At 61.7% G+C, this 22417-nt stretch carries 15 protein-coding genes and 3 pseudogenes; 17 read left to right on the forward strand and 1 reads right to left on the reverse strand.

Going from position 1 to position 22417, the window contains the following annotated elements; genetic code table 11:
• Positions 1 to 1237 precede the first annotated feature (1237 nt).
• The 12 genes from HYG77_RS36225 (at position 1238) to HYG77_RS36280 (ending at position 14299) form a co-directional block, all read left to right on the forward strand.
• Positions 1238 to 2818 carry a methane monooxygenase gene (locus HYG77_RS36225; protein WP_244461560.1) on the forward strand — a complete coding sequence of 527 codons (1581 nt, stop codon included), beginning with the start codon at positions 1238 to 1240 and terminating at the stop codon, positions 2816 to 2818.
• Positions 2819 to 2925: 107 nt separating this feature from the next.
• The gene (locus HYG77_RS36230) at positions 2926 to 4152 is read left to right on the forward strand and encodes a toluene hydroxylase (protein ID WP_208964387.1); all 1227 of its coding nucleotides are present in this window, start codon (positions 2926 to 2928) and stop codon (positions 4150 to 4152) included.
• Between the two features lie 105 nt (positions 4153 to 4257).
• Complete coding sequence (locus HYG77_RS36235) at positions 4258 to 4692, forward strand: MmoB/DmpM family protein (RefSeq protein ID WP_208964388.1); 435 nt, start codon at positions 4258 to 4260, stop codon at positions 4690 to 4692.
• Between the two features lie 374 nt (positions 4693 to 5066).
• Positions 5067 to 6083 carry a 2Fe-2S iron-sulfur cluster binding domain-containing protein gene (locus HYG77_RS36240; protein ID WP_244461579.1) on the forward strand — a complete coding sequence of 339 codons (1017 nt, stop codon included), beginning with the start codon at positions 5067 to 5069 and terminating at the stop codon, positions 6081 to 6083.
• Positions 6080 to 6670: a methane monooxygenase gene (locus tag HYG77_RS36245; protein ID WP_244461561.1), complete on the forward strand. Its 591-nt coding sequence runs from the start codon at positions 6080 to 6082 to the stop codon at positions 6668 to 6670. The genes HYG77_RS36240 and HYG77_RS36245 overlap by 4 nt, the downstream gene beginning before the upstream one ends.
• Positions 6671 to 6747: 77 nt before the next feature.
• Complete coding sequence (gene groL, locus HYG77_RS36250; protein WP_208964390.1) at positions 6748 to 8334, forward strand: chaperonin GroEL; 1587 nt, start codon at positions 6748 to 6750, stop codon at positions 8332 to 8334.
• A gap of 152 nt (positions 8335 to 8486) precedes the next feature.
• Positions 8487 to 10010 (forward strand): aldehyde dehydrogenase, encoded by a 1524-nt coding sequence (gene adh, locus HYG77_RS36255; RefSeq protein ID WP_208964391.1) that lies wholly within the window; start codon positions 8487 to 8489, stop codon positions 10008 to 10010.
• A 250-nt stretch (positions 10011 to 10260) separates the two neighbouring features.
• Complete coding sequence (locus HYG77_RS36260; protein ID WP_208964392.1) at positions 10261 to 10989, forward strand: energy-coupling factor ABC transporter permease; 729 nt, start codon at positions 10261 to 10263, stop codon at positions 10987 to 10989.
• On the forward strand, positions 10986 to 11363 hold the full coding sequence (locus HYG77_RS36265) for a PDGLE domain-containing protein (RefSeq protein WP_208964393.1): 378 nt from the start codon (positions 10986 to 10988) through the stop codon (positions 11361 to 11363). The genes HYG77_RS36260 and HYG77_RS36265 overlap by 4 nt, the downstream gene beginning before the upstream one ends.
• Positions 11364 to 11366: 3 nt before the next feature.
• Entirely contained in the window at positions 11367 to 12137 is a 771-nt protein-coding gene (locus tag HYG77_RS36270) for an energy-coupling factor transporter transmembrane component T (protein WP_208964394.1), read from the forward strand.
• Complete coding sequence (locus HYG77_RS36275) at positions 12134 to 12931, forward strand: ABC transporter ATP-binding protein (RefSeq protein ID WP_280123343.1); 798 nt, start codon at positions 12134 to 12136, stop codon at positions 12929 to 12931. Before HYG77_RS36270 ends, HYG77_RS36275 begins: the two co-directional genes overlap by 4 nt.
• A 1230-nt stretch (positions 12932 to 14161) precedes the next feature.
• Positions 14162 to 14299 carry a hypothetical protein gene (locus HYG77_RS36280; protein WP_208964395.1) on the forward strand — a complete coding sequence of 46 codons (138 nt, stop codon included), beginning with the start codon at positions 14162 to 14164 and terminating at the stop codon, positions 14297 to 14299.
• Between the two features lie 114 nt (positions 14300 to 14413).
• Here HYG77_RS36280 and HYG77_RS36285 read toward each other — a convergent pair whose 3' ends face one another.
• Positions 14414 to 15520 carry an IS630 family transposase gene (locus HYG77_RS36285; RefSeq protein WP_208964396.1) on the reverse strand — a complete coding sequence of 369 codons (1107 nt, stop codon included), beginning with the start codon at positions 15518 to 15520 and terminating at the stop codon, positions 14414 to 14416.
• Positions 15521 to 15750: 230 nt separating this feature from the next.
• Between HYG77_RS36285 and HYG77_RS36290 the strand changes: the two are divergent.
• The 5 genes and pseudogenes from HYG77_RS36290 to HYG77_RS36305 all read left to right on the forward strand — a co-directional run bounded on the left by HYG77_RS36290 (position 15751) and on the right by HYG77_RS36305 (position 22270).
• Positions 15751 to 17173 (forward strand): annotated as a pseudogene (locus tag HYG77_RS36290) (IS3 family transposase).
• A 290-nt stretch (positions 17174 to 17463) separates the two neighbouring features.
• Complete coding sequence (locus HYG77_RS36295) at positions 17464 to 18468, forward strand: IS110 family transposase (protein WP_244461563.1); 1005 nt, start codon at positions 17464 to 17466, stop codon at positions 18466 to 18468.
• A gap of 58 nt (positions 18469 to 18526) precedes the next feature.
• Positions 18527 to 20290: an IS1634 family transposase gene (locus tag HYG77_RS36300; protein ID WP_244461564.1), complete on the forward strand. Its 1764-nt coding sequence runs from the start codon at positions 18527 to 18529 to the stop codon at positions 20288 to 20290.
• Positions 20291 to 20374: 84 nt separating this feature from the next.
• Positions 20375 to 20524: pseudogene (locus tag HYG77_RS40305) on the forward strand (IS110 family transposase); the annotation flags it as partial.
• A gap of 530 nt (positions 20525 to 21054) precedes the next feature.
• Positions 21055 to 22270, forward strand: a pseudogene (locus HYG77_RS36305) (IS110 family transposase).
• Positions 22271 to 22417: the final 147 nt, after the last annotated feature.

Raw genomic sequence — 22417 nt, forward strand, 5'->3', positions numbered from 1 at the left:
GGTAGCCTCGATCGGCAGCTGTGGAGAAACGATAATGCTCCCGCCGAGGCGTTCAACTCACTGTTCAAGGTCGAACTGGTCCGCAACAAGGGCCCGTGGCGGTCGATCGGCGACCTCGAGATCGCGGTCGTCGAGTACATCGACTGGTTCAACCACCGGAGGATGCATGGCGAGATCGGGATGATCCCACCTGTCGAATCCGAACAGTCCTACTACCATTCACACAAACCCCGCCGGAACGACCGAGCGGGTCGTCGAGAGCCTCTACCGGAACCCGGGCGCAACACCCTTGCATCGCCCGCAAGATGCAGGCCTGGTTCACCCCTCGCTGCACGAAGGCGGTCTCCTTGGACGTCGACACCTCCCACTAACGATCGTGCCACGTAGTACGAGGCCAGCACGGCGGTAATGGTGACGTCCCACAACGCACGCCTCGACAACGGCCGGCTCAGCCAGGCGTAGTAAGGTCCTCGCTGCGATCGTGCATCCGTGCATGGTGAGCACTCGTCAGATCGGTACGACCCCGAACCGATCGCGGTGTTCGGCGATGACTCGGCAGATCATCTTGCATGGCGGGTCGCACTCCCGCTCGAAGAAAGACGTTGGAGCTTCCAATATTTCGATGATCTTCTCGAGCTCGGTGTTCTTCGGCCGCAGTGCCCGCAGTTCGGCTTCGGCCTCGGATGCCGACGTACCTGGGCATGCCGCCACCCGCCGCATCGGCCTTATGGACCCACACCCGCACCGTTTCCGTCTTCAGTGACATCCGCTCGGCAATCGTACGGATCGGCCCCGGTCTCCGAGGCGTACTCGTCACGGTTCCTCGAGGACCGGACCCACGGCCTTCTCCCGCACCCCGGCTGGATAGACATTCGGCAAAGGGTTGACCCTCCAAGAAAAACGGTGTGCATCACACTCTGGACGATTCACGCGATCGTCTCAATACTGACCCGGGTTCAGCCGATTCAGGCTCAAATTCTTCGTCCGGTGGGATGGGTTTGTTGTGGGCCGCGCGGAGGGGGCGCTACCTGTCCAACTGGACGGGTTTCCTGTTCCAACTGGATGGACTGTCCGCGGAATACTTGACCCTTCCGTTCTGGGCGGACGAGACTGTGATCACAGGCCGCAAGACTCTACGGTATGCGAAGTCCTCGTTCCGTGAAGGACCCATCGTCCAGTGCGCGCTTCCAGCACCGTAACGCTCTAACGACATCGAAGAAATATGAGGAGAGGGCCCATGACGACCATGCTGCCTAGGACAACTGCCACTAATGGAGATCTCAAGCTCGACGGCCAGGATGTGCACAAGTGGCTGATGGATCTGGGTTGGGACTCCGACACACTCCGTGGCAAGTATCCCACGAAGTACACATACGATCCCAATGCGCAGGAACAGTTCAAGCTGATCGTTCGAGACTACGCCCGGATGGAAGCTGAGAAGGATCAGCGTCAGTACGGCTCGTTGCAGGACGCACTCTCACGGTTGGAAGCGGGCCGACGGGTGGAGCCCCGATGGGGCGAGATGATGAAACTGCTGTCGGGCGCCTTGGAACTCGGCGAGTACACCGCGATGTGCGGTTCTGCAGCCTTGTACGACACTACGCGATCGCCGGAACTTCGTAACGGCTATCTGAATCAGGTCGAGGACGAAGTTCGCCACACGACCCAGGTGCAGTCGCTATCCAAGTACTTCGCCTCCCAGTACAACGACCCGGCCGGTTTCACCGATATGCGCCGTCAGCGCTACATCAACCCGTTGTATCCCCCCACCGCACAGGCCTTCGGCGAGAACTTCGTGAACGGAGACCCTGTTTGGATCTCGCTCAACCTCCAGCTCGTTGCGGAGGCATGTTTTACCAACCCGCTTATTGTGGCTATGACCGAATGGGCCGCGGCAAACGGTGACGAGGTGACCCCCACGGTCTTTTTGTCGATCCAGTCGGACGAAATGCGGCACATGGCGAATGGGTATCAGACAATCGTCTCACTCGCCCACGATGCCGAGAACTTCAAGTACCTGCAGACCGACCTCGAGAATGCATTCTGGTTGCAACACCGCTTCGCGACACCGGTGATCGGCGCCGGGTTCGAATATGGTGCCGTAAACCGGGTCGAGCCGTGGGCGCAAGTGTGGAATCGCTGGGTCTACGAGGACTGGGGTGGAATCTGGCTCGGGCGCCTGGAGAAGCTGGGACTCAAGTCTCCCCGGAATCTGTCTGACGCAAAGAAGGAAGCCTACTGGAGCCACCACTTCACGTTTGCGGCTGCGTACGCGCTGTGGCCCCTGCTCGGCATTCGTATGGAAATGCCAAACAGCCGAGACAAGGATTGGTTCGAGAATAACTACCCGGGTTGGCACGACCAGGTAGGCAAGCTCTACGACCTTTGGCAGGAGCAGGGCGTTACCGATCCGGCCAACCGGATGCTACCCGCCGAAACTCTGATGCAGATGGGCGCAAACGTCTACTTCTGCCGTGTATGCCAGTTCCCGATCATCACCCCCATGCCTTCTGCCGGCGAGAACCTGCGAATCATCGAACATGGAGGACGCCGACACGCGCTGTGCTCGCAATGGTGTGAACGAATGTTCCTCACCGAGCCGGAGCGCTTCGACGGTCAGAATCTCTTCGAAGTATTCGACGGCTGGGAACTTTCTGAGGTCGTCAAGGCAGGCCGGGCGGTGCGCAGTGACGAAAGCACTCTCCTTGCCCAACCACATCTCAGCGACGAGCGGATGTGGACCCTAGAGGACCTCAAGGCATGCAACCTCGTAATCCGAGATCCCCTGACTGCGGGAGTGTTCCTGGAGAAGCGCTGAATCAGCGGCCTTGCACCAACCGAGATGTTCGTGAAGCCACGAGCATCTCGGCAAGGTCGATGTTCACTAGGGCGACCATCGGACATCATGAGAAAGAGAACATCGCAATGACCACACAGCTCGACAACACCGCCACCGAATCCGAGGTGGATGACGTTGCTCCACACTCCTCTCTGGTCCGGCGGCATTTCCTCAATCCGGCATTCGACCAGGAATTGCCAGTTCTGGACACGCAGCGTACGTCCCAGTACTACGCAAAGCCCGCCGGACGTCGAATCTCGGAATATGAACAAGTGCTCCTGTACGCACAGCCGAGTCCGGATTGGATTCCTGGAGGACTTGGATTTGGAGGCTGGAAGAACCGCTCGGTTGGCGGGCGCGGCGCCTGGGAGAACTACTTCACCGAGGCGAAGTCGTCGGACTGGTTTGCCTTTCGCGATCCGGGCGCAAGATGGCAACGCCCGTACACGCAGCAGAAGGCCGAGGAATGGGAAGAGTTCCAGCGACTCCTGAGCGTGTTCGGTCGGCAGGGACTGCACCGAGACATTGACGACGAGTGGCTGCATCAGGTGATCCCCACGTACTTCGGGGCCTATGCGCACCATGAGTACGGTCTGCAAATTGCACATGCCAGTACCTCCCGCGACGCCCTCACAGATGTCATGCGAGTCGCGTTCATCACTGGAGCTCTCGATCACCTCGACAACGCGGAAATGATCCAGGCCGTGAAGGTGGCGCTGTCCCAGGTGCTCGAAGGCTTCTCTGCGGAGGTCAAACCTGGCAAAGACGTGTGGATGGCAGATCCAATCTACAAGGGCGCCCGCGCCGCGGTGGAAGAGATTTGGGGCGGGACCTACGACTTCCTGGAAGCAATCTTTGCCATCTACATGATCTACGAGCCCCTGTTCGGTTCGTTCGCACGGCAGCAATTCTTCAGCCGGGCGGCCGCCGCACACGGAGACGTACTGACGTCCGCCGTGATTTCTTCGACGCTCAGCAACGCCGAAATCGATGCACAGTGGGCCTTCGAGCTCTTCGAGCGTGTATTGGCCGGCGACCCAAAATTCGGTGCCTACAACAAACAGGTTATGCAGATGTGGGCCGAGAAATGGCTGCCGATCACGATCAACGCGATGGCCGACTTCGCTCCCATGTTTACCAAGACGAAGCGTTTGAGAGACGGCGCGCTGGCGGGCGGGGCACCGGTCGCAGCCGACCGTGTGATCGGCGACTGGGTCGCTCGATACGCCAAGGTCTTTGACTATTCCGTCGACCAGAACGCGCTCGTCGGACAGATCGCCGGTACGCCGACGCCGACTACGCAGACGACTTAAACAAGTTCTCGCGGCGGATTGAAATCAGGCGATCAGCGGCGGCAGAAAGCAAGCAAGACGCCTGAAAGCAACCGATCCGAACCAGGAAGTGCAGGAGGCCCGCACATGACAGCAACAGAACCGGTCAAAGGCGTTGTACGAAAGAGAGCCGCATCGACAAATGAGCGGATCGCCGCCTTTGATCCGCAGGCACTCGCGGCGGCAATGCAAAGTGACGCGGGGGTAGTAGAAACATCGCGTGTCGTTCTATGTTTGATGAAGAGCGAAGAAATAGAGCAAGTCATCGAGTACCTTGAGGAAGAGTACGCCGACGAACCATCCTTTCAGATCGAAGACTCGGGTACATTCTACCGCCTTGACTGCGATACCGATATCGTCATCGACTGCACGGAAATCGAGCCTTTGGTCGGACATCGATACAACGTCTTCGACTTCATGGTAAACGTCACGACGACGATCGGCCGAGCCTACAACGACGGCCAGACCTTCATCATCACCACCGATCTCATGGGTATCGAGAAGGCTTTACCCCGTGAATAGATTCAGCGGCCAGTGGGACCGTCTTCCCCCGGCATATTCGCTCCAGAATTAGAGGTCGACGGCATGTCCACAAGCGATGAGGACGGACCAGAGTATTCGGACGATGTTAGACCGGACGGTCCTCTGGAAATTGTCGTGGACGAAATCGGCCCGGTGTGGCGGTGGGTCATAAAAGAAAATGGGGTTGAAATCCATGAAGGAGCTGCCCTGTCCCGGCGCACCGCGCAACGCACAGCGGAAATGGTCCAGCGCCTGATGCGACCGACGTGAGTTTGTCGATGGAATGGATCGGCGCAGTCCGGAGATCAATAAACCAGCAATTTCCTGCAGCTCGTTACGAATGGTAAGGCAAGAAAATGACACACCAGGTGAAGATGTTCTTCGAGGACGACGGCGAGGCCGAGATCTCGTGCGGAGAAGACGAAGATGTCGTAACTGCGGCACTGCGGCAGGGTGTTCTCCTGATGACGGAATGCCGCGAAGGCGTCTGTTCGACCTGCAAATGTTACCTTGCCGAGGGTGACTACAGCGATCTGCTTTCCCATTCGGTGCATGCCTTGTCACCGGCAGAAGAGGAAGAAGGGTTTGTTCTTGCCTGCCGACTCAAGCCGGCGAGCGATCTCGAACTTGAGTTCGACTATCCATACTCGCTGGTCCAACATTTCGAGGCGAGCACATGGAAGGCGAGCATAGAAGACATCCGATGGATGTCTGAAACAACTGTATCTCTAACGGTGCGCACCCTAGCGGCCCAGGAGCCGGTCAATTTCACCCCTGGACAATTCGTGCGTCTCACGCTATCGAATGGCATCAGCCGCGATTTCTCTATGTGCCATTTACCCAGAGGTGATCGGCTTCTGAGCTTTCAGATCAAGGTGTATCCCGATGGTCAGTTTTCCTCGTATATTGGTTCGAAAGCGCAGGTCGGGGATCCGATCACCGTCGAAGGCCCGATGGGGAAGTTTGTGTATCGGGATACCGGTCGGATCCCTGTATTCATCGCTGGCGGTACAGGACTCGCACCAATAATCGCCATGTTGCGAGCGCTGGAGGAGACCTCGCCGTCACAAGAAGCGATTCTCTTTTTCGGAAACACGAATCCAGGCGATGTCTACTACACCGACGAATTGAAGGAGCTCTGCACTTCATTACCGAATTTGAAGGTCTCCTTCAGCCTGCTCCGCCCAGATTCGACATGGGGCGGCGAAGTGGGTTTGGTAACCGAATCACTCGCGAGGTATATCTCGCCCCGAGCACCGTCATACGAATACTACTTCTGTGGTGCTCCCGTCATGATCGATGCCGTGACAAGGATTTTGGAAGAGCTGGGAGTTCCCCGCAACCAGCGTCACAACGAGGATTTCGTCCCTAGTAAGAAAGAAGCGGAATGATGGCTGATTCTACGACACGTCGCGTGCGTCGCAAGCGCGGCGGTAGCGAGACAAAAGGCGCCGACTTCATGGTCGAGGAGTCCAAGTACGGCAATCGTGAGGTGCGCCGTGATTGGCAGAAGAAGGTCGACGACATCAAACTGCTCCATGATGCCGTGCACGCGCTCCAGGATTTGCGCGACGCGCACAGGGGCGACGGACTAACTGACGTCGACGACCTGTGGATGGAGGCCCTTCTCGAAGAGAAGGTTGCGGTGCTCCGGTTTGTCGCAATGTCGAACAGTCAGGTACGGACGCGGACACTAGGCGGCATCGGGAAGGACGCCCAGAAGGTCTGTGACGACTTCCTTGCCCGTGCCGACTCCGCATCGGACTATTTTGAACTAGAGCGGATCAACGAAGAGTTCCGTCATACGTACAAACCGCCGATGATGCCGACCAACTTCTTCATGCGGACAGAAGTGCTGCTCGCAGAGAAGATTATGAAAGTTCGCTCCTTGAACTGGTTCGACAAGTCGATCGAGACGTTGCGTTCCGAACGTGGCGTCGTGGTCCATAAAGCGGAAGCATCATCGGCGGCGTCCTGAAGACTGAATGTGCGCCTTTTATTCGGCGCATCGCCTGCACAATCGATATGCCCCGTGAAGAGGAAGGTTAACGGTCCATGGCCAAGGGAATCACCTTTGATGACGCCGCCAGACGCGCGTTGGAAAATGGGATGAACAAGCTTGCCGACGCTGTGAAGGTCACCCTTGGCCCGAAGGGCCGCAACGTCGTTCTGGGTAGCGATTTCGCCGAGCCAACCGTGACGAACGACGGCGTCACCGTGGCGCGGAGCATCGAGCTAGCCGACCCCCATGAGAAGATGGGCGCTGAACTGGTCAAACATGTCGCTCAGAAGACCGACGATGCGGCCGGCGACGGCACAACGACTGCAACTGTGCTCGCGCAGGCCATGGTATCTGAGGGCCTACGCAACATTGCTGCCGGAGCGAATCCGATGGCGATGCGACGCGGAATCGAAAGTGCAGTAGCCGCCGTGGTTGAGGTGATCAACCGAGCTGCGAGGAAAGTCGACACGACCGAACAGATCGCGTCGACCGCGACCAATTCGTCCGGGGACGCAGCAATCGGCGAAATCGTGGCATCCGCCCTCGAACATGTCGGACCCGAGGGCGTCATCACCGTCGAGGCGTCGAACACGTTGGGTCTGGCTCTCGAGCTCGCGGAAGGTCTGCGTTTCGACAGGGGCTATCTCAGCCCATATTTCGTTACCGATCTCGAGCGCATGCAGGTGGTGCTCGAGAACCCGTACATTCTGGTCACGTCCTCCCTCATCAACAGGGTAGACCAGCTAATTCCCGTTATGGAAAAGGTGACGGCCGAGGGAAATGGTAGGCCGTTGCTGGTCGTTGCCGAAGATATCGAGGGTGTCGCCCTGTCGACATTGGTTGTCAACACCGTTCGCGGCAACTTCAAGTCTGCCGCGGTGAAAGCACCAGGGTTCGGCGACAGGCGCGAAGCTATGTTAGAGGACATCGCTGTTGTAACAGGGGCGCAGGTGATTTCTGATGCGATTGGTGCATCGCTCGCGACGATCGATCTTGATTTCCTTGGGACTGCGACCAAAGTATTCATTACGACCGAGGAAACGACGATCGTGGGCGGGGGAGGCGATCCTCAGGCGATCTCAGGTCGCGTGAGCGAGATCAACGCCGCGATTGAGAGTTCCAGTTCCGACTACGACATGGATAAGCAGCGCGAGCGTTTGGCGAAACTGGGGGGCGGTGTCGCGGTAATCAACATAGGCGCGGCAACCGAGATCGAACTCAATGAACGTAAACATCGCGCTGAGGACGCCGTGCGCAATGCACGGGCGGCGGCGCTGGAGGGGATTGTCGCTGGAGGAGGGGTCAGTCTGCTGCAGGCCGCCGTACCTGCATTTGCAAACCTCGACCTGCACGGCGATGAGGCGGTCGGCGCCAATGTCTTGAGAGTGGCGCTCGAGGCCCCCCTACGGCAGATTGCGCTGAACGCGGGTTTGGAGGGCGGGGTTGTTGTCGAGAAGGTGCGCCACTTACCGATCGGTCACGGTTTGAACGTGTTGACCGGTGAATACGGCGACATGCTCGAGTTCGGAATCATCGACCCTGTCAAGGTGACTCGTTGCGCGCTCCAAAATGCTGCATCCATTGCGGCGATGTTTTTGACCACAGAAGTGGTCGTTTCTGAGAAGAAAACGAAGGGATAGCGCCGACGGGGCGCGCGCGACGGTGTTGCTGAAGGAGGAAATAGCACACCGCCGCCCTTGGGTCCGTGCAAGCGACGACAAGTTGCAACCCCAAGCTCCCAAGTGTTCTCAATCAAATAATTTTATTGTGCTCGAACCAAAGGAGCTTTTCGATGAGTGTGTATGCCCGCCCGGGTTCGCCCGACGCCGTCATGTCCTTCCAATCGCGTTACGACAACTGGATCGGCGGCCAGTGGGTTGCGCCCGTCAAGGGCCAGTACTTCGAGAATCCGACACCCGTCACCGGCCAGCCGTTCTGTGAGGTCGCCCGGTCTACGTCCGAGGACATCGAGCTCGCGCTCGACGCCGCTCACGCCGCGGCACCGGCTTGGGGCAAGACGTCCGTGGCCGAGCGCGCGATCATCCTGAACAAGATCGCCGACCGTATCGAGGAGAACCTCGAATCCATCGCGCTCGCCGAGTCCTGGGACAACGGCAAGCCGATCCGCGAGACCCTGAACGCGGACATTCCGTTGGCCGTGGATCACTTCCGCTACTTCGCCGGGGCCATTCGAGCGCAGGAGGGGGCGCTGTCGGAGATCGACAACGACACCGTCGCGTACCACTTCCACGAGCCGCTCGGCGTGGTCGGCCAGATCATTCCCTGGAACTTCCCCATCCTGATGGCCGTGTGGAAGCTGGCGCCGGCATTGGCCGCCGGAAACGCGGTAGTGCTCAAGCCCGCCGAGCAGACTCCGGCGTCGATCCTGCACCTGATCTCCGTCATCGGTGACCTTCTGCCTGCCGGTGTGGTGAACATCGTCAACGGCTTCGGTGTCGAAGCGGGCAAGCCGTTGGCGTCGAGCCCCCGGATCAGGAAGATCGCGTTCACGGGCGAGACCACCACGGGCCGGCTCATCATGCAGTACGCCTCGCAGAACCTGATTCCGGTCACCCTCGAGCTGGGTGGCAAGAGCCCCAACATCTTCTTCTCCGACGTCATGTCCGCCAACGACGACTACCAGGACAAGGCACTCGAGGGATTCACGATGTTCGCCCTCAACCAGGGTGAGGTGTGCACGTGCCCGTCGCGCTCGCTGATCCAGGAAGACATCTTCGACGAGTTCCTGGCGATGGCCGCCATTCGCACCAAGGCCGTGCGTCAGGGTGACCCGCTCGATACCGACACGATGATCGGCGCGCAGGCGTCCAATGATCAGCTCGAGAAAATCCTGTCCTACATCGAGATCGGCAAGGGTGAGGGTGCCAAGGTCATCACCGGTGGCGAGCGCGCGGAGCTCGGCGGCGATCTGTCGGGCGGGTACTACGTTCAGCCGACCATCTTCACCGGCCAGAACAAGATGCGGATCTTCCAGGAGGAGATCTTCGGGCCCGTCGTGTCGGTCACCTCGTTCAAGGATTACGAGCAGGCCATCGAGATCGCCAACGACACCCTGTACGGCCTGGGAGCCGGTGTGTGGTCGCGTGACGGCGGGGTCGCCTACCGCACGGGCCGTGACATTCAGGCCGGCCGGGTGTGGACCAACACGTACCACCAGTACCCGGCGCACGCCGCATTCGGTGGCTACAAGCAGTCCGGCATCGGCCGTGAGAACCACCTGATGATGCTCGAGCACTACCAGCAGACCAAGAACCTGCTGGTCAGCTACGCCGCGAAGGCTCAGGGCTTCTTCTGATGGACACAGCCTTGTCGCTACCGCGGTGGCAACCTCTCGGTGCCGCCGCCGTAGCGGCAAGGCCCGGTGCTGAGTGCCGAAGAAATTGGAAATAAACAAATATGCCGATTCGACGACATGTTTTGCAGGGACCTTTAGCTGCATACCTGTTCATATGTTCAATGGCAAATATTTATGATGCAGGTGTCGACAGGAGGAAACCGTGTTTCCCACCCTTGTGCCAGTCGGAACACACACTGATGTTGTATCGATGCATATGTCGGACGGATTGGTGAACGCTCGAATCTCGCTGCTGTTCGGCGTCGTTGCTGGCTTAGGTATAATTTTCGCAGGTTGGAAGGCAAGAGAAGAACTCACTGAGCGCTCAGCGCCGATGGCAGGATTGGTCGCGGCCTTCATTTTTGCAGTTCAGATGATCAACTTTCCCATTCTTCCCGGAGTCAGCGGCCATGTCTTGGGGGGAGCTCTAGCCGCAATCCTGGTCGGTCCCTATACCGGAGCACTCTGTGTTGCTATCGTGCTGCTCATACAGGCGCTGCTTTTTGCCGACGGAGGGCTCACCGCTCTCGGAACAAACATCACCAACATGGCATTGATCGGCGTGACAGTCGGATACATCGCGGCCGCCACTCTCTGGGCTGCACTGCGCCGATCCAGGGCCGGTGGTGGCGTGCACGAGCGACCGACCCCTTCGGTGCAGAAGAAGTTAGATCTACAGTTGGGCGCGCTCGCCTTTGCCTCCGCGTTGATCGGGACGATTGCAGCCTCGCTCGGCTTCCTCATGGAATACCGTATGGGAGGCGACGGGACGGGCTCGATCCCGGCGGTTGCGGTCTACATGATCAGCACTCATGCGCTGATCGGGATCGGCGAGGGTGTGATAACCGCTCTCACGATCGTTTCGGTTGCGAAAACTAGACCCGATCTCGTATATCTGTGCCGAGCGACAGAACCGCCGGTGCAGGCAGTCCACCTATGACTACCAAAGTTCAGCGTCCCACTCGGGCCTTCCTTCTCGTATTCGCTGTAGTCGCCATGAGCATCGCGGGCGTCCTCTCCCATTTTGCCGATTCTGATCCAGACGGACTGGATTCGGCAACTCTGAGAGGTTGTGACGTTGTTCAAACCGCGGAGGGTCAAGAACTCAACGGGAGCTGCATGGCGCAGGGTGCTCGGGAGCACCATCTTGCCGCGACGCCGTTGGCCGACTACAGCGTTGCAGGTAGTGCTGGCACGACAGGTGTAGCCGGGGTCGTAGGCGCCTCGACGGTGTTCGTTATATCAGGAAGCTTGTTCTGGTTTCTGACGCGTGTTCAGCGGACCCGCCGACGCTCGAACGATGCGAGGGAGTAGACGATGGGAGCGGGACATGCGTACGCCCTGTATCTGGAGGGCGATTCACCGGTGCATCAGCTACCGGTCGAGGTCAAGATTGTGAGCGCGTTCGCATTCACCGTTGCGGTTGTTGCCACACCCAGAGACACCTTCTGGACCTTCGCCGTGTATGCCGTCGTCCTGCTGCTGGTGTGGCGGGTCGCACAGATCCAATTACGGTGGATTCTCCCGCGGATGGGTTTCGAATTGCCCTTCGTCATTCTGGCGGTGCTGCTTCCGTTCACCGAGGGAGGTGAGCGTACGACTGTTCTCGGCGTGTCTGTCTCGCTGTTCGGGCTGCAGGCGGCATGGGGCATCCTTGTCAAGGGAACATTGGGACTGATGACGGCGTTGACCCTGGCCGCGACGACTCATCGTCACGATATGCCCCTCGGATTGTCCCGGCTAAGGATCTCAGGAATGGCCACCACGATAGTGGTGCTGATGCTCCGATATGCCGATCTTCTTGCAGGTGAGGCACTCCGTATGCGACGAGCGAGGCTTTCGCGTGGTGACGATCCGCGCACTATCCAACAAATCGGTGCGACTGCGCGCGGAGTTGGCGGTCTGTTCGTGCGATCCTATGAGCGCGGTGAGCGGGTGCACCTGGCGATGCTCTCCCGTGGATTCACCGGCAAAATACCTGATCTAGGATTCCCACCAGCTAGCCGCCGGTCGTGGATGTTCGGTCTCACTCCGGCGATCGCCGCCACAGCAGTTTCGTGTGTTGCTCATCTGGGAGTCCTCCGTTGAAGCCTGCCGTGCGACTCAGAGATGTCAGTTACAACTACCCTGACGGAACCCACGCGCTGGAGTCCGTGGACCTCGATTTCGCAATGGGTGAGCGGGTGGCGATTCTCGGCCCCAATGGAGCAGGCAAGACCACGTTGATACTGACGTTGAATGGTGTACTGACGCCAGCCGCTGGATCGGTCGAGATCAGCGGAATCCTTGTTGATCGATCCACACTCCACGATGTCAGGCGGCGGGTCGGCATCGTTTTCCAGGATCCCGACGATCAGCTGTTCATGCCCACCGTTTCACAAGACGTCGCGTTCGGTCCCGCGAACTTCGGTGTGCCACCGGAGGCTCTTCCCTCGCGGGTCAACGCAGCTCTCTCTGCAGTCGGAATGTCAGATCACGCCGACCGATCGCCCGGGCACCTTTCGGGAGGCCAACGACGGCGGGTGGCCCTGGCAACCGTTCTCGCGTGCGCCCCCGAGGTCCTCGTATTCGACGAACCGTCGGCAAATCTGGATCCGGTCGCACGGCGTGAACTGGCCGAGGTGTTGGCGCAACTGGAGACCACAATGCTGCTAGTCACCCATGATCTGCCTTACGCAGCGCAGCTTTGCGACAGGGCGGTAATCCTCGATGCTGGACGAATCGTTGCTGACGGCGCTATCCAAGAAATTCTTGGCGATGAAGAGCTCCTCGCGTCCCACCGCCTGGAAATGCCGTGGGGGTTCTCCGCCCAAGCGATGGATCACTTCGGTCGAAACCAAATTGCCGAAGATGACGAAGGCCGTAGAGTGGATGTCAGGTGACCAATTGATTGCACGAGGCTTGATGACCTGGTGGTCGCGGATCCTGACGTGGATCGCATCGACAAACACGACCGGACTACATCGCGTGGCCGGGTTCTTGGTCTCGGTGAGCACCGACAGTAAAAACCTCGGTTCGCAAGGCGCACGGGTACGCGAAAGTGTGCGGGGGTGACGCCTGACTGTCGCGGATTCCACTTGCCGGCCGTGTCGACGTGGTCGGAGAGATAGGCGACGACGGCCTCGTTGGTGTGTTTTTGCGACGATTTGGCGTCGACTGTACCGACGAGTTCGACGGCCGGGTGGAGCGAGCGGAGCATTCAGGGTTACTGCCGGCCCCGTGCAGGTCGTTCCTGACGTAGCTGTTGGAGGTGGCCGCGCGGGTGGCCCTGGTGCACGGTGATGGGTACGTGGGAGTTGTTGCTGACCGCACATCTACGGTGCCGAAGGTGACGTTGGAGGGCGGTCCGGGTCCAGCGGGAGTGCGGTCGGCTTCCCAGCCGGATACGCCCGCGGACTGCCATGCTCTGCGGCGCTCGCAACCGGCGGGTGCGATCGATCAGCAGCAACCGGCGCCGCAACCCATAACAGCGGAACTGACGTAGCCCGTCTTAGGGGATTGGTCAATGCCACAATGAGATGGGAGCGTGGGCGGTGGTTCTGTGCGGAGACCGTCTCTCCAGAGCATCTGCACCGTCCGGCGGCGATCAGTCTGGGGACCCGCCGCAGTCGCCGCACGCTGTATCCGGATTCGGTGGACAGGACGCCAACACGACCGCATCAGCCGTTGTCGGATCACAGGACCCGGCGTTTTGTCGGAGCGCGAGCATTCGGCTCGATTGGCGTCTCGGCGTTTCGTCGGAGACATTCCTTGCACGTGCCATTCGTCACAGCGACCTGCGGCACTTGATGAGCGTGGAAGGCCGGCCCGGAAAGCGGAGTGGTTCAGCCCGCACGGGTTGCGTCGCGCCTGCTCCACCGACAAATACGAGCGCGGCGGGGACCTCGGAGCTATCCAACTCTTAGGCCACTGGACGGCCGTCGGACACGGTTCTCGAACACACACCTACCAACGCGCGATCGTCGACACTGACCTCCTGCCGGCGGCTGCGGTCGCCAATCCGCCGTGGAACTGATCGGGATCTACACACAGGGACGTCTGTCGTCAGTCATCGCGCCGAGTATTGCGATCGCACGAGCGTCAGTACCGTACATCGTGCGGACGAGCCGTCAATGATGCCGACGATCGACTACATTCGCGTCTGCAAACTCGATGACGCCGTCGTCCGCAGATACAGTGACTGGCAACAGTCTGAGGCGGCGGCAAAGGAACGATTCGTCGACCTCTCGACCCAGTGGGGATGGTTGTAGTCGGCGATCACGCGTCCGTGAGAACTCGCGTGGAAGTGAGTTCGTGCCGTTTCTCGACACGACGACGAGTTGACGGGTGGGATTCGGGGTATCGCAGATTTCTTCAGCTGGGAGCTAGTGTCCTGAGTCGTTGTTCAGTTGATTAATTCGCGTGCAGTAGTTGGCGAGGTTGTCCAGGATTTCGTCTGCGGTTTTGGTCCACACGAAGGGTTTTGGGTCGTCGTTCCATGCGTCGATCCAGGCTTGGACGTCGGTCTCAAGTTCTTTCACGCTGCGGTGGGTGGATCGGCGGAGCTTGCGGTTGGTCAGCTCGCCGAACCAGCGTTCGACGAGGTTCAACCAGGAACCGCTGGTCGGGGTGAAATGCAGATGGAACCGCGGGTGGGCGGCCAGCCAGGTCTTGATCGCCGGGGTCTTGTGGGTGGCGTAGTTGTCACAGATCAGGTGCAAGTCCAGCTCGGCGGGGGTGTTCTTGTCGATGGTCTTGAGGAACCGGAGGAACTCCTGGTGGCGGTATCGTCGCTGGTGCTGGCCGATGACCTTGCCGGTGGCGATGTCGAGGGCGGCGAAAAGGCTTGTGGTGCCGTGGCGGATGTAGTCGTGGGTCTTGCGGCCCGGCGCGCCGGGCATCATCGGCAGCATCGGGGCGGTGCGGTCCAACGCCTGCATCTGCGATTTCTCGTCCACGCACAGCACCAGTGCCTTGTCGGGCGGGGCGAGGTAGAGGCCGACGATGTCGCGGACCTTCTCGATGAACTGTGGATCGGTGGACAACTTCCAGGTGTCCACCAGATGCGGCTTGAGGCCGAAAGCGCGCCAGATACGGGAAATCGCGGTCTGGGACATGCCGGTTGTCCGGGCCATCGACCGGGTCGACCAGTGGGTGTCCCCGTTCGCCGGCGTCTCCTCCAGGGTCTTGACGATCACCGTCTCGACCTGCTCGTCGGTGATCGTGCGAGCCGCACCCGGCCGCGGCTCGTCCGCCAGGCCCGCCAGTCGATCCTTGACGAACCGGGCCCGCCACTTGGACACCGTCTGCGGCCAGATCCCCAGTCTCGCAGCGACATCCTTGTTCGTCACGCCCTCCGCACACGCCAGCACGATCTTCGCCCGCAGCGCCAACGCCTGCGACGTCTTCGCGCGACGAGCCCAACCCAGCAGCGTGTCACGCTCGACATCGGACAGAACCAACTCCGCCTTCGGGCGACCAGCACGTGTCATCACCCGATGATACCAAAATATTCAACGAATCAATAACTCAGGACACTAGCAGTCCTTCTTCGCCTAATGGGAGTCGATCAGCGTGCCTACGACAGGTAACTGCCCATCCACCCTGCGTGCCAGGGTGAGTTGAGTCCAACGGTTCACAGCAACCCCGCCTGCAGGGCGAGATACGGATCAACCCCACCATGACAATCTCCAGCATCATGCCGGTCGAGGACAATGACCACATGGTCTCCACACACCCCCGAGCCGACGGCCCCCGCAGGCGGCGCGCGTTCACCCCGACCGACAAGCTCGCGCACTTGGCCGCGTACGAGCAGGCCTGCGAGGACGGCGGCGGCGGCGCCTACCTGCGCCGCGAAGGCCTGTACTCGTCGCTGATCAGCGAGTGGCGCAAGCAACGCGACGCCGGGGTCCTCGACGGCACCCAGCCGAGCGCGAAAGCTGGCAAGCTCACCGACGAGCAGGCCGAGATCGCCCGCCTCAAGCGGGAGCTCGCGCGCGCGAACAAGCGGCTGACGACCACCGAAGCCGCCCTGGACATCATGGGAAAAGCACACGCTCTCTTGGAATCACTTTCCGAGAGAGCGGATTTAGACGACAATCCGACCAAGCGCTGACCGCGGCATGGGCCGAACTGACCGAAGCTGGGGTATCGACGAGAACAGCCAGCACGTTGACCGGTGTGGTGCGTTCGACCGCGGTCCGGCGTCGCGCCGCCGCGACCGCGCCGACACCTGCGGTGACGCGCACTCTCGCGGCAGAACCAGCGAACAAGCTCACCGCCCTCGAACGCCGGCGGATCCTCGAGGTCCTCAACAGTGACCGGTTCGTCGACCAGGCGCCGCTCGAGGTGTATGCGCAGCTGCTCGACGAGGGTGTCTACCTGTGCTCGGTGTCGACGATGTACCGCGTGCTACGTGAAAATGCGCAGGTCAGTGAACGTCGAAGGCTTGCCCGACACCCGGCGAGGACCTGCCCGGAGTTGGTCGCGTCCGCACCTCGACAGGTGTACTCGTGGGACATCACCAAGCTCGCCGGACCGGTGAAGGGACGGTACTTCGATGCCTACGTGATGATCGACATCTACTCGCGCTACATCGTCGGTGTCCATGTCCACGCACACGAATCTGGTGTGCGGCACGGGAATTGATGGAACAGATCTTCGCGGTACACGGAATTCCCCAGGTTGTGCACGCAGACCGGGGCACGTCGATGACCAGTAAATCCGTCGCGACGTTGCTCGCCGACCTCGAAGTCACCCGCTCGCATTCACGGCCGCGGGTCTCGAACGATAACCCGTACTCGGAGTCGGTATTCAAGACTCTCAAGTACGGGCCGGGGTTCCCTGATAGGTTTGGATCACTCAGTGAAGCAAGAGAATTCATGATCCAATTCACCGAGTGGTACAACCACGACCACCGCCACACCGGCATCGGTCTGCACACGCCCGCAGACGTCCATTTCGGTTTGGCGGCCGGCAAGGCCGCCGAACGTCGGCAAGTGCTCGATGCCGCTCGCGCACGGCATCCGCACCGCTTCGGCACTACCACCGCTCCGAAGATCCTGGACCTGCCCGACGCCGTCTGGATCAACCAGCCAGCCGACGATTCCGAAAACACCATGGAGGCCGAACCGTCAGCAGCTTAACACCCGCTGGACTCAACTCCCTTGACAAGTTCCGCCACGGCAGGCTGATCACTGAGCCGCCGGCCCGGTGGGCACTGTTCACGCCTGGAGTGATGGTTGACTCCTACGGTTAGATCGTGCCCCGGCCGGTCGGTGAGGTCGCCTGTAGCGCTGATGGGGTGTCGTGCCGCGAGCACTGATCCATTAGACGGTATGGAGGTAATGGCTGGGGCCTCGCGCGACATGTGATCGTGGGTTGCCGACAGGAAGCGGTCCTGGCCGGTAGAGCCACAGATGTGGGAGGCCCAGCAATGAATCAGCGTACGAGTGTTGGGTTGGATGTGCACGCGCGGTCGGTGGTCGCGTGTGGACTCGACGGGGATTCCGGCGAGCTGTTAGAGCGGCGGTTGACGCCGGATCGCCACGAAATTCTCGGATGGATAGGTACCTTGCCGGAGCCGGTGGCGGTGACCTACGAGGCCGGGCCGACCGGGTTCGGGTTGGCGCGGTTCCTGCTGGCCGCGGGGATCGAGTGTCTGGTCGCGGCACCATCGAAACTGCAACGTCCCGCAGGTGACCGAGTCAAGACCGATAAGCGAGACGCACGGCATTTGGCACGACTGCTGCATCTGGGTCAGATCGTGGCGGTATCGATCCCCGATGTCGAGCAGGAGGCCGCGAGAGATCTGGTGCGGGGCCGGGAGGACGTGCGCCGCGATCTGATGTCGGCACGGCATCGTGTATCGAAACTGCTTCTGCGGCAAGGAATCGTCTACTACGAGGGTAAGGCGTGGACGAAGGTACATGACACCTGGTTGCGTCGGCAGAGGTTCGAGGTGCCGGGGTTGCAGCTCGCCTACGACACCGCCTACGACACCATGACTGCGGCTGTGGATCGCCGCGACCGCCTCGATGCCGCGATCGCCGAGATGGCCGCGACAAGTGTCTACACCCCGGTGGTGACCCGGCTCGGGCGCCTGCGCGGGGTGTCCACGCTGACCGCGTTCGGATTGGCCGTCGAGATCGGCGACTTGCAGCGGCTGACCGGCCGCTCGATCGGCGCCTACCTGGGCCTGGTGCCCACCGAATCGTCGTCGGGCGCGACGCGGTCACAGGGAGCGATCACCAAGACCGGCAACGGGCACGCGCGCCGACTGCTGATCGAGGCCGCCTGGCAACACCGTCGGCCGTATCGTCCCGGGGTGGCTCTGCGGCGGCGATGGAACAACGCCTCACTAACCCGAAGTTGCGGTAGCTCTCAGCGGAGATTGCATGATCGACCTGAGAAGACGACGGAAATCGATTCGGAAATGTAGCCACTAATACTGCGTATCGTTGCGGTGTTTCAACCGATAATCGATCTAACATGAAGACATGGCCCCATACAGCGGCGCAATGCACGTAGCCCGAAACAGGCGCAGCTATGTGACGAAGTCGGGTGAGGAGCGGGTCTACGAGTCGGTGCTGCTGCGGCGCACCTTCCGTGAGGGCGGCAAGGTCCGTCACGAGACGCTGGCGAACCTGAAGGCGCTTCCGGAGGCGTCGATCGCGGCGATCGAGGCGACCTTGAGGGGGCAGACGCTGGTCCCCGCCGCGGAGGCGGCCACTGTGCTCCGCTCGCTCCCACACGGGCACGTCGCCGCGGTCTGGGCCCAGGCCAAGGTGTTGGGCCTGCCCGAGATGCTCGGCCCGGCCGGCCGGATGCGGGATCTGGCGATGGCGTTGATCCTCGCCCGGGCGGTGGCCCCGGCCTCGAAACTGGCGACCGCCTGCTGGTGGGCCGACACCACCCTCGGTGTGGACCTGGAGGTGACCGGGGCGGGCACCGACGAGATCTACGCGGCGATGGACTGGCTGACCGGCCGCCAGGACCACATCGAAAAACAGCTCGCCGGAAAGCATCTGGACCCGGTGGCGAATCCGTCGCGGATCGCGATGTTCGACTTGTCCTCCTCGTGGGTGACCGGCCGGCACTGCGACCTGGCCGCCCGCGGCTACTCCCGGGACGGGAAGAAGGGCTGCGAACAGATCGAATACGGGCTGCTCACCGACCCCTCCGGTCGCCCGGTCGCGGTCCGGGTGTTTCCCGGCAACACCGCCGACCCGGCCGCCTTCACCCACGCCGTGACCGCGGTCAAGGACACCTTCGCGCTGGAGAACATGCTGATGGTCGGCGACCGCGGCATGATCACCAGCGCCCGGATCACCGCCCTGGCCGAGCTCGGCGGACTCGGCTGGTTGACCGCGCTGCGGGCCCCGCAGATCGCGGCGCTGGCCGCCGATGACGGACCGCTGCAGATGAGCCTTTTCGACGATCAGAACTTCGCCGAGATCACCCACCCCGACTACCCCGGGGAACGGTTGATCGTGTGCCGCAACCCGGCGCTGGCCGACGAACGCGCCCGCAAACGCACCGAGCTGCTCGACGCCACCGAGACGGAATTGGGCAAGATCGTCGCCGCGGTGACCGCGGGCCGGCTGTCCGGGGCCGGGAAGATCGGCCTACGGGTCGGGAAGGTGCTGGGGAAGTACAAGGTGGGCAAACACTTTCGCCTCGACATCACCGACACCTCGCTGACGGTGACCCGCAACCGGGAGCGGATCGACGCCGAGGCCGCCCTCGACGGCATCTACACCCTGCGCACCACCGCCAGCGCCGACGAACTCGGCACCGCCGCCGTGATCGACGCCTACAAGAACCTCTCCCGCGTCGAACGCGACTTCCGCTCCCTCAAGGCCATCGACCTCGACCTGCGCCCGATCCATCACCGACTCACCGACCGGGTGAAGGGTCACGTGCTGATCTGCATGCTCGCCGCCTACCTCACCTGGCACCTGCGCCAGGCGTGGGCGCCGTTGACCTACACCGACGAGAACCCGCCGCACCGCGAGGATCCCGTCGCCCCCGCGGCCCGCTCGGTCGCCGCCCGGGCCAAGGCGGCCCGCAAGACCACCACCGACGGTGACCTGCCGGCCCGCTCCTACCAAGCCCTGCTGGCCCACCTGGCCACCCTGACCCGCAACGACCTCCAATACGGCGACGACGGACCGATCGTGACGACCCTGGCCGTCCCCACGCCCACCCAACGACGGGCCTTCGAACTCCTCGACACCACCATCCCCCACACGGTCAGGTAGCCAGAACAACCACAACCGAAAACAACGAACCCCCAGCTCAACCGGGGGTTCGCTCGTTCTCATAGCAGTAACTTCGGACTAACGGCCCGGGACCGAGGTCAGCAAGGTAACCGGCGCCTGCACGCCCGGTGGAACGACTTCGAGCAGCGACGCAAGCGGCCGGCGGTGGCCAACACCGCGATCGCCCGGGAACTCGCCGGTTGGTGCTGGTCACTGGCCGTCCTCGACGACTGAGGCGGGCGGACGCCACGAGCATTCCTCGAGGCCCTGATCCTGATCGTCACTTGCCCGGGCGACAAGGTCGGTTCTCCTCGCTGCGCTGCGGGGACTCCACCTTGCCTCTCTGCCGCGTGACGATCCGACAGGCCCGGGACCGAGGTATGCCCACGGCGCCCGACAGATGTCCGAACGACCTTCCGCGGTGGTGACGGCAGCGCCTGGGAGTGACCCGCGAGCGACCTATGAGCAATCCGCAACTCCGCGTTGGGACCACGCTCGCCATTAGACCCGCGAACCCACTCCAGCCGAACAGTCCGTCCTGCGGTAACCAACCCGCGCATATCAGAGTGACCGCGCGTCGATACAGACACGCTCGCCACCACCTCCCGGTCATTCGGTCAAAAGGAAGCGGCGTCCGCGACGACGGTCGTGGGCGCCGCTTCTCCCTGCCCTCTTGACAAAGTCGGTTCCATATCAGGTTGCCGCCGGGTGCCTCTGGGCTCAAACAGGTTCCACCCAGAATAGGAGACCAAAGGAGGCGATCGATGATCTTCGTCGGAGACGACTGGGCCGAAGACCATCACGATGTCCATTTGATGGACGAGTCCGGGCGACGGCTGGCATCTCGGCGGCTCCCCGAGGGGCTGGCCGGCTTCCGGCAGCTGCACGAACTGATAGCCAGCCACGCCGAAGAGGCAGGTGAAGTAGTTGTCGGCATCGAAACCGACCGCGGCCTGTGGGTGCAGGCGCTGACCGCCGCCTGCTATCAGGTCTACGCGATCAACCCCCTCGCGGTCGCCCCGCTACCGCGACCGCCACCACGTCTCCGGCGCGAAATCCGACCCCGGTGACGCCAAGCTGCTCGCGGACCTGGTGCGCACGGACCGGCATAATCACCGGCCGATCGCCGGAGACAGCCCGGACGTGGAGGCGATCAAGGTCCTCGCCCGCGGACACCAGAACCTGATCTGGTCCCGCACCCGGCAGACCAACGCGCTGCGCTCGGCGCTGCGCGAGTACTACCCGGCCGCGCTGGAGGTGTTCGACGACCTACACGACCGCGACACCCTGGCCGTACTCGGTCGCGCCCCGACACCCGCCGAGGCCGCGCACCTGAACCTGCCGGCGATCCGATCCGCGCTCAAAAAGGCAGGTCGGCAACGAAATATCGACGGTCGGGCCCGCGAAATCCAGGCCGGACTGCGGGCCGAGCACCTGACCGCGCCGGCGCCGGTCGCTGCCGCGTTCGCCGCCACCACCAGAGCGGCGGTCGGTCTCATCGTCGAGTTGAACCGGCAGATCACCGAACTCGAGACCACCCTCGCCGACCATTTTGAGGCACACCCGGACGCCGACATCTACCGCTCCCTGCCAGGACTTGGTGTTGTGCTCGGCGCCCGGGTGCTCGGTGAGTTCGGGGATGACCCCGATCGCTACACCACCGCCAAGTCTCGCAGAAACTACGCCGGCACCTCGCCGCTGACGATCGCGTCCGGCAAGAAACGCGCGGTGCTGGCCCGCCATGTCCGCAACCGGCGCCTCTACGACGCCGTCGACCAGTGGGCGTTCTGCGCACTCTCGTCCAGCCCCGGCGCCCGCGAGTTCTACGACCAGCGCCGCGACGCCGGCGACCTGCACCACCAAGCCCTCCGCGCCCTCGGCAACCGCCTCGTCGGCATCCTCCCCGGCTGCCTCCGCCACCACACCCACTACGACGAACACATCGCCTGGGACCACCGCCGCACCGCCCAAGCGGCTTGACTACTTACGGCCCTGGGATGTCTAACTGTCTGAAAGGATAGGTAAGGACTATCCGTCCGTCCGTTTGTCTGCGGTTCTGCTCCCGGTAGCGTCTATCTCGGCAACCATCCTGCATCCGCATGCCCAGCACGGGCGAACGCACATGAT

Origin of the sequence: Rhodococcus sp. ZPP, assembly GCF_017656075.1 — a bacterium.
Taxonomy (GTDB): Bacteria; Actinomycetota; Actinomycetes; order Mycobacteriales; family Mycobacteriaceae; genus Rhodococcus_F; species Rhodococcus_F oxybenzonivorans.

Coding starts and splice junctions, on each gene's coding strand:
- HYG77_RS36225 (WP_244461560.1), top strand. CDS start 1,238: ATGACGACCATGCTGCCTAGGACAACTGCCACTAATGGAGATCTCAAG.
- HYG77_RS36230 (WP_208964387.1), top strand. CDS start 2,926: ATGACCACACAGCTCGACAACACCGCCACCGAATCCGAGGTGGATGAC.
- HYG77_RS36235 (WP_208964388.1), top strand. CDS start 4,258: ATGACAGCAACAGAACCGGTCAAAGGCGTTGTACGAAAGAGAGCCGCA.
- HYG77_RS36240 (WP_244461579.1), top strand. CDS start 5,067: ATGTTCTTCGAGGACGACGGCGAGGCCGAGATCTCGTGCGGAGAAGAC.
- HYG77_RS36245 (WP_244461561.1), top strand. CDS start 6,080: ATGATGGCTGATTCTACGACACGTCGCGTGCGTCGCAAGCGCGGCGGT.
- groL (WP_208964390.1), top strand. CDS start 6,748: ATGGCCAAGGGAATCACCTTTGATGACGCCGCCAGACGCGCGTTGGAA.
- adh (WP_208964391.1), top strand. CDS start 8,487: ATGAGTGTGTATGCCCGCCCGGGTTCGCCCGACGCCGTCATGTCCTTC.
- HYG77_RS36260 (WP_208964392.1), top strand. CDS start 10,261: ATGCATATGTCGGACGGATTGGTGAACGCTCGAATCTCGCTGCTGTTC.
- HYG77_RS36265 (WP_208964393.1), top strand. CDS start 10,986: ATGACTACCAAAGTTCAGCGTCCCACTCGGGCCTTCCTTCTCGTATTC.
- HYG77_RS36270 (WP_208964394.1), top strand. CDS start 11,367: ATGGGAGCGGGACATGCGTACGCCCTGTATCTGGAGGGCGATTCACCG.
- HYG77_RS36280 (WP_208964395.1), top strand. CDS start 14,162: ATGATGCCGACGATCGACTACATTCGCGTCTGCAAACTCGATGACGCC.
- HYG77_RS36285 (WP_208964396.1), bottom strand. CDS start 15,520: ATGACACGTGCTGGTCGCCCGAAGGCGGAGTTGGTTCTGTCCGATGTC.
- HYG77_RS36295 (WP_244461563.1), top strand. CDS start 17,464: ATGAATCAGCGTACGAGTGTTGGGTTGGATGTGCACGCGCGGTCGGTG.
- HYG77_RS36300 (WP_244461564.1), top strand. CDS start 18,527: ATGGCCCCATACAGCGGCGCAATGCACGTAGCCCGAAACAGGCGCAGC.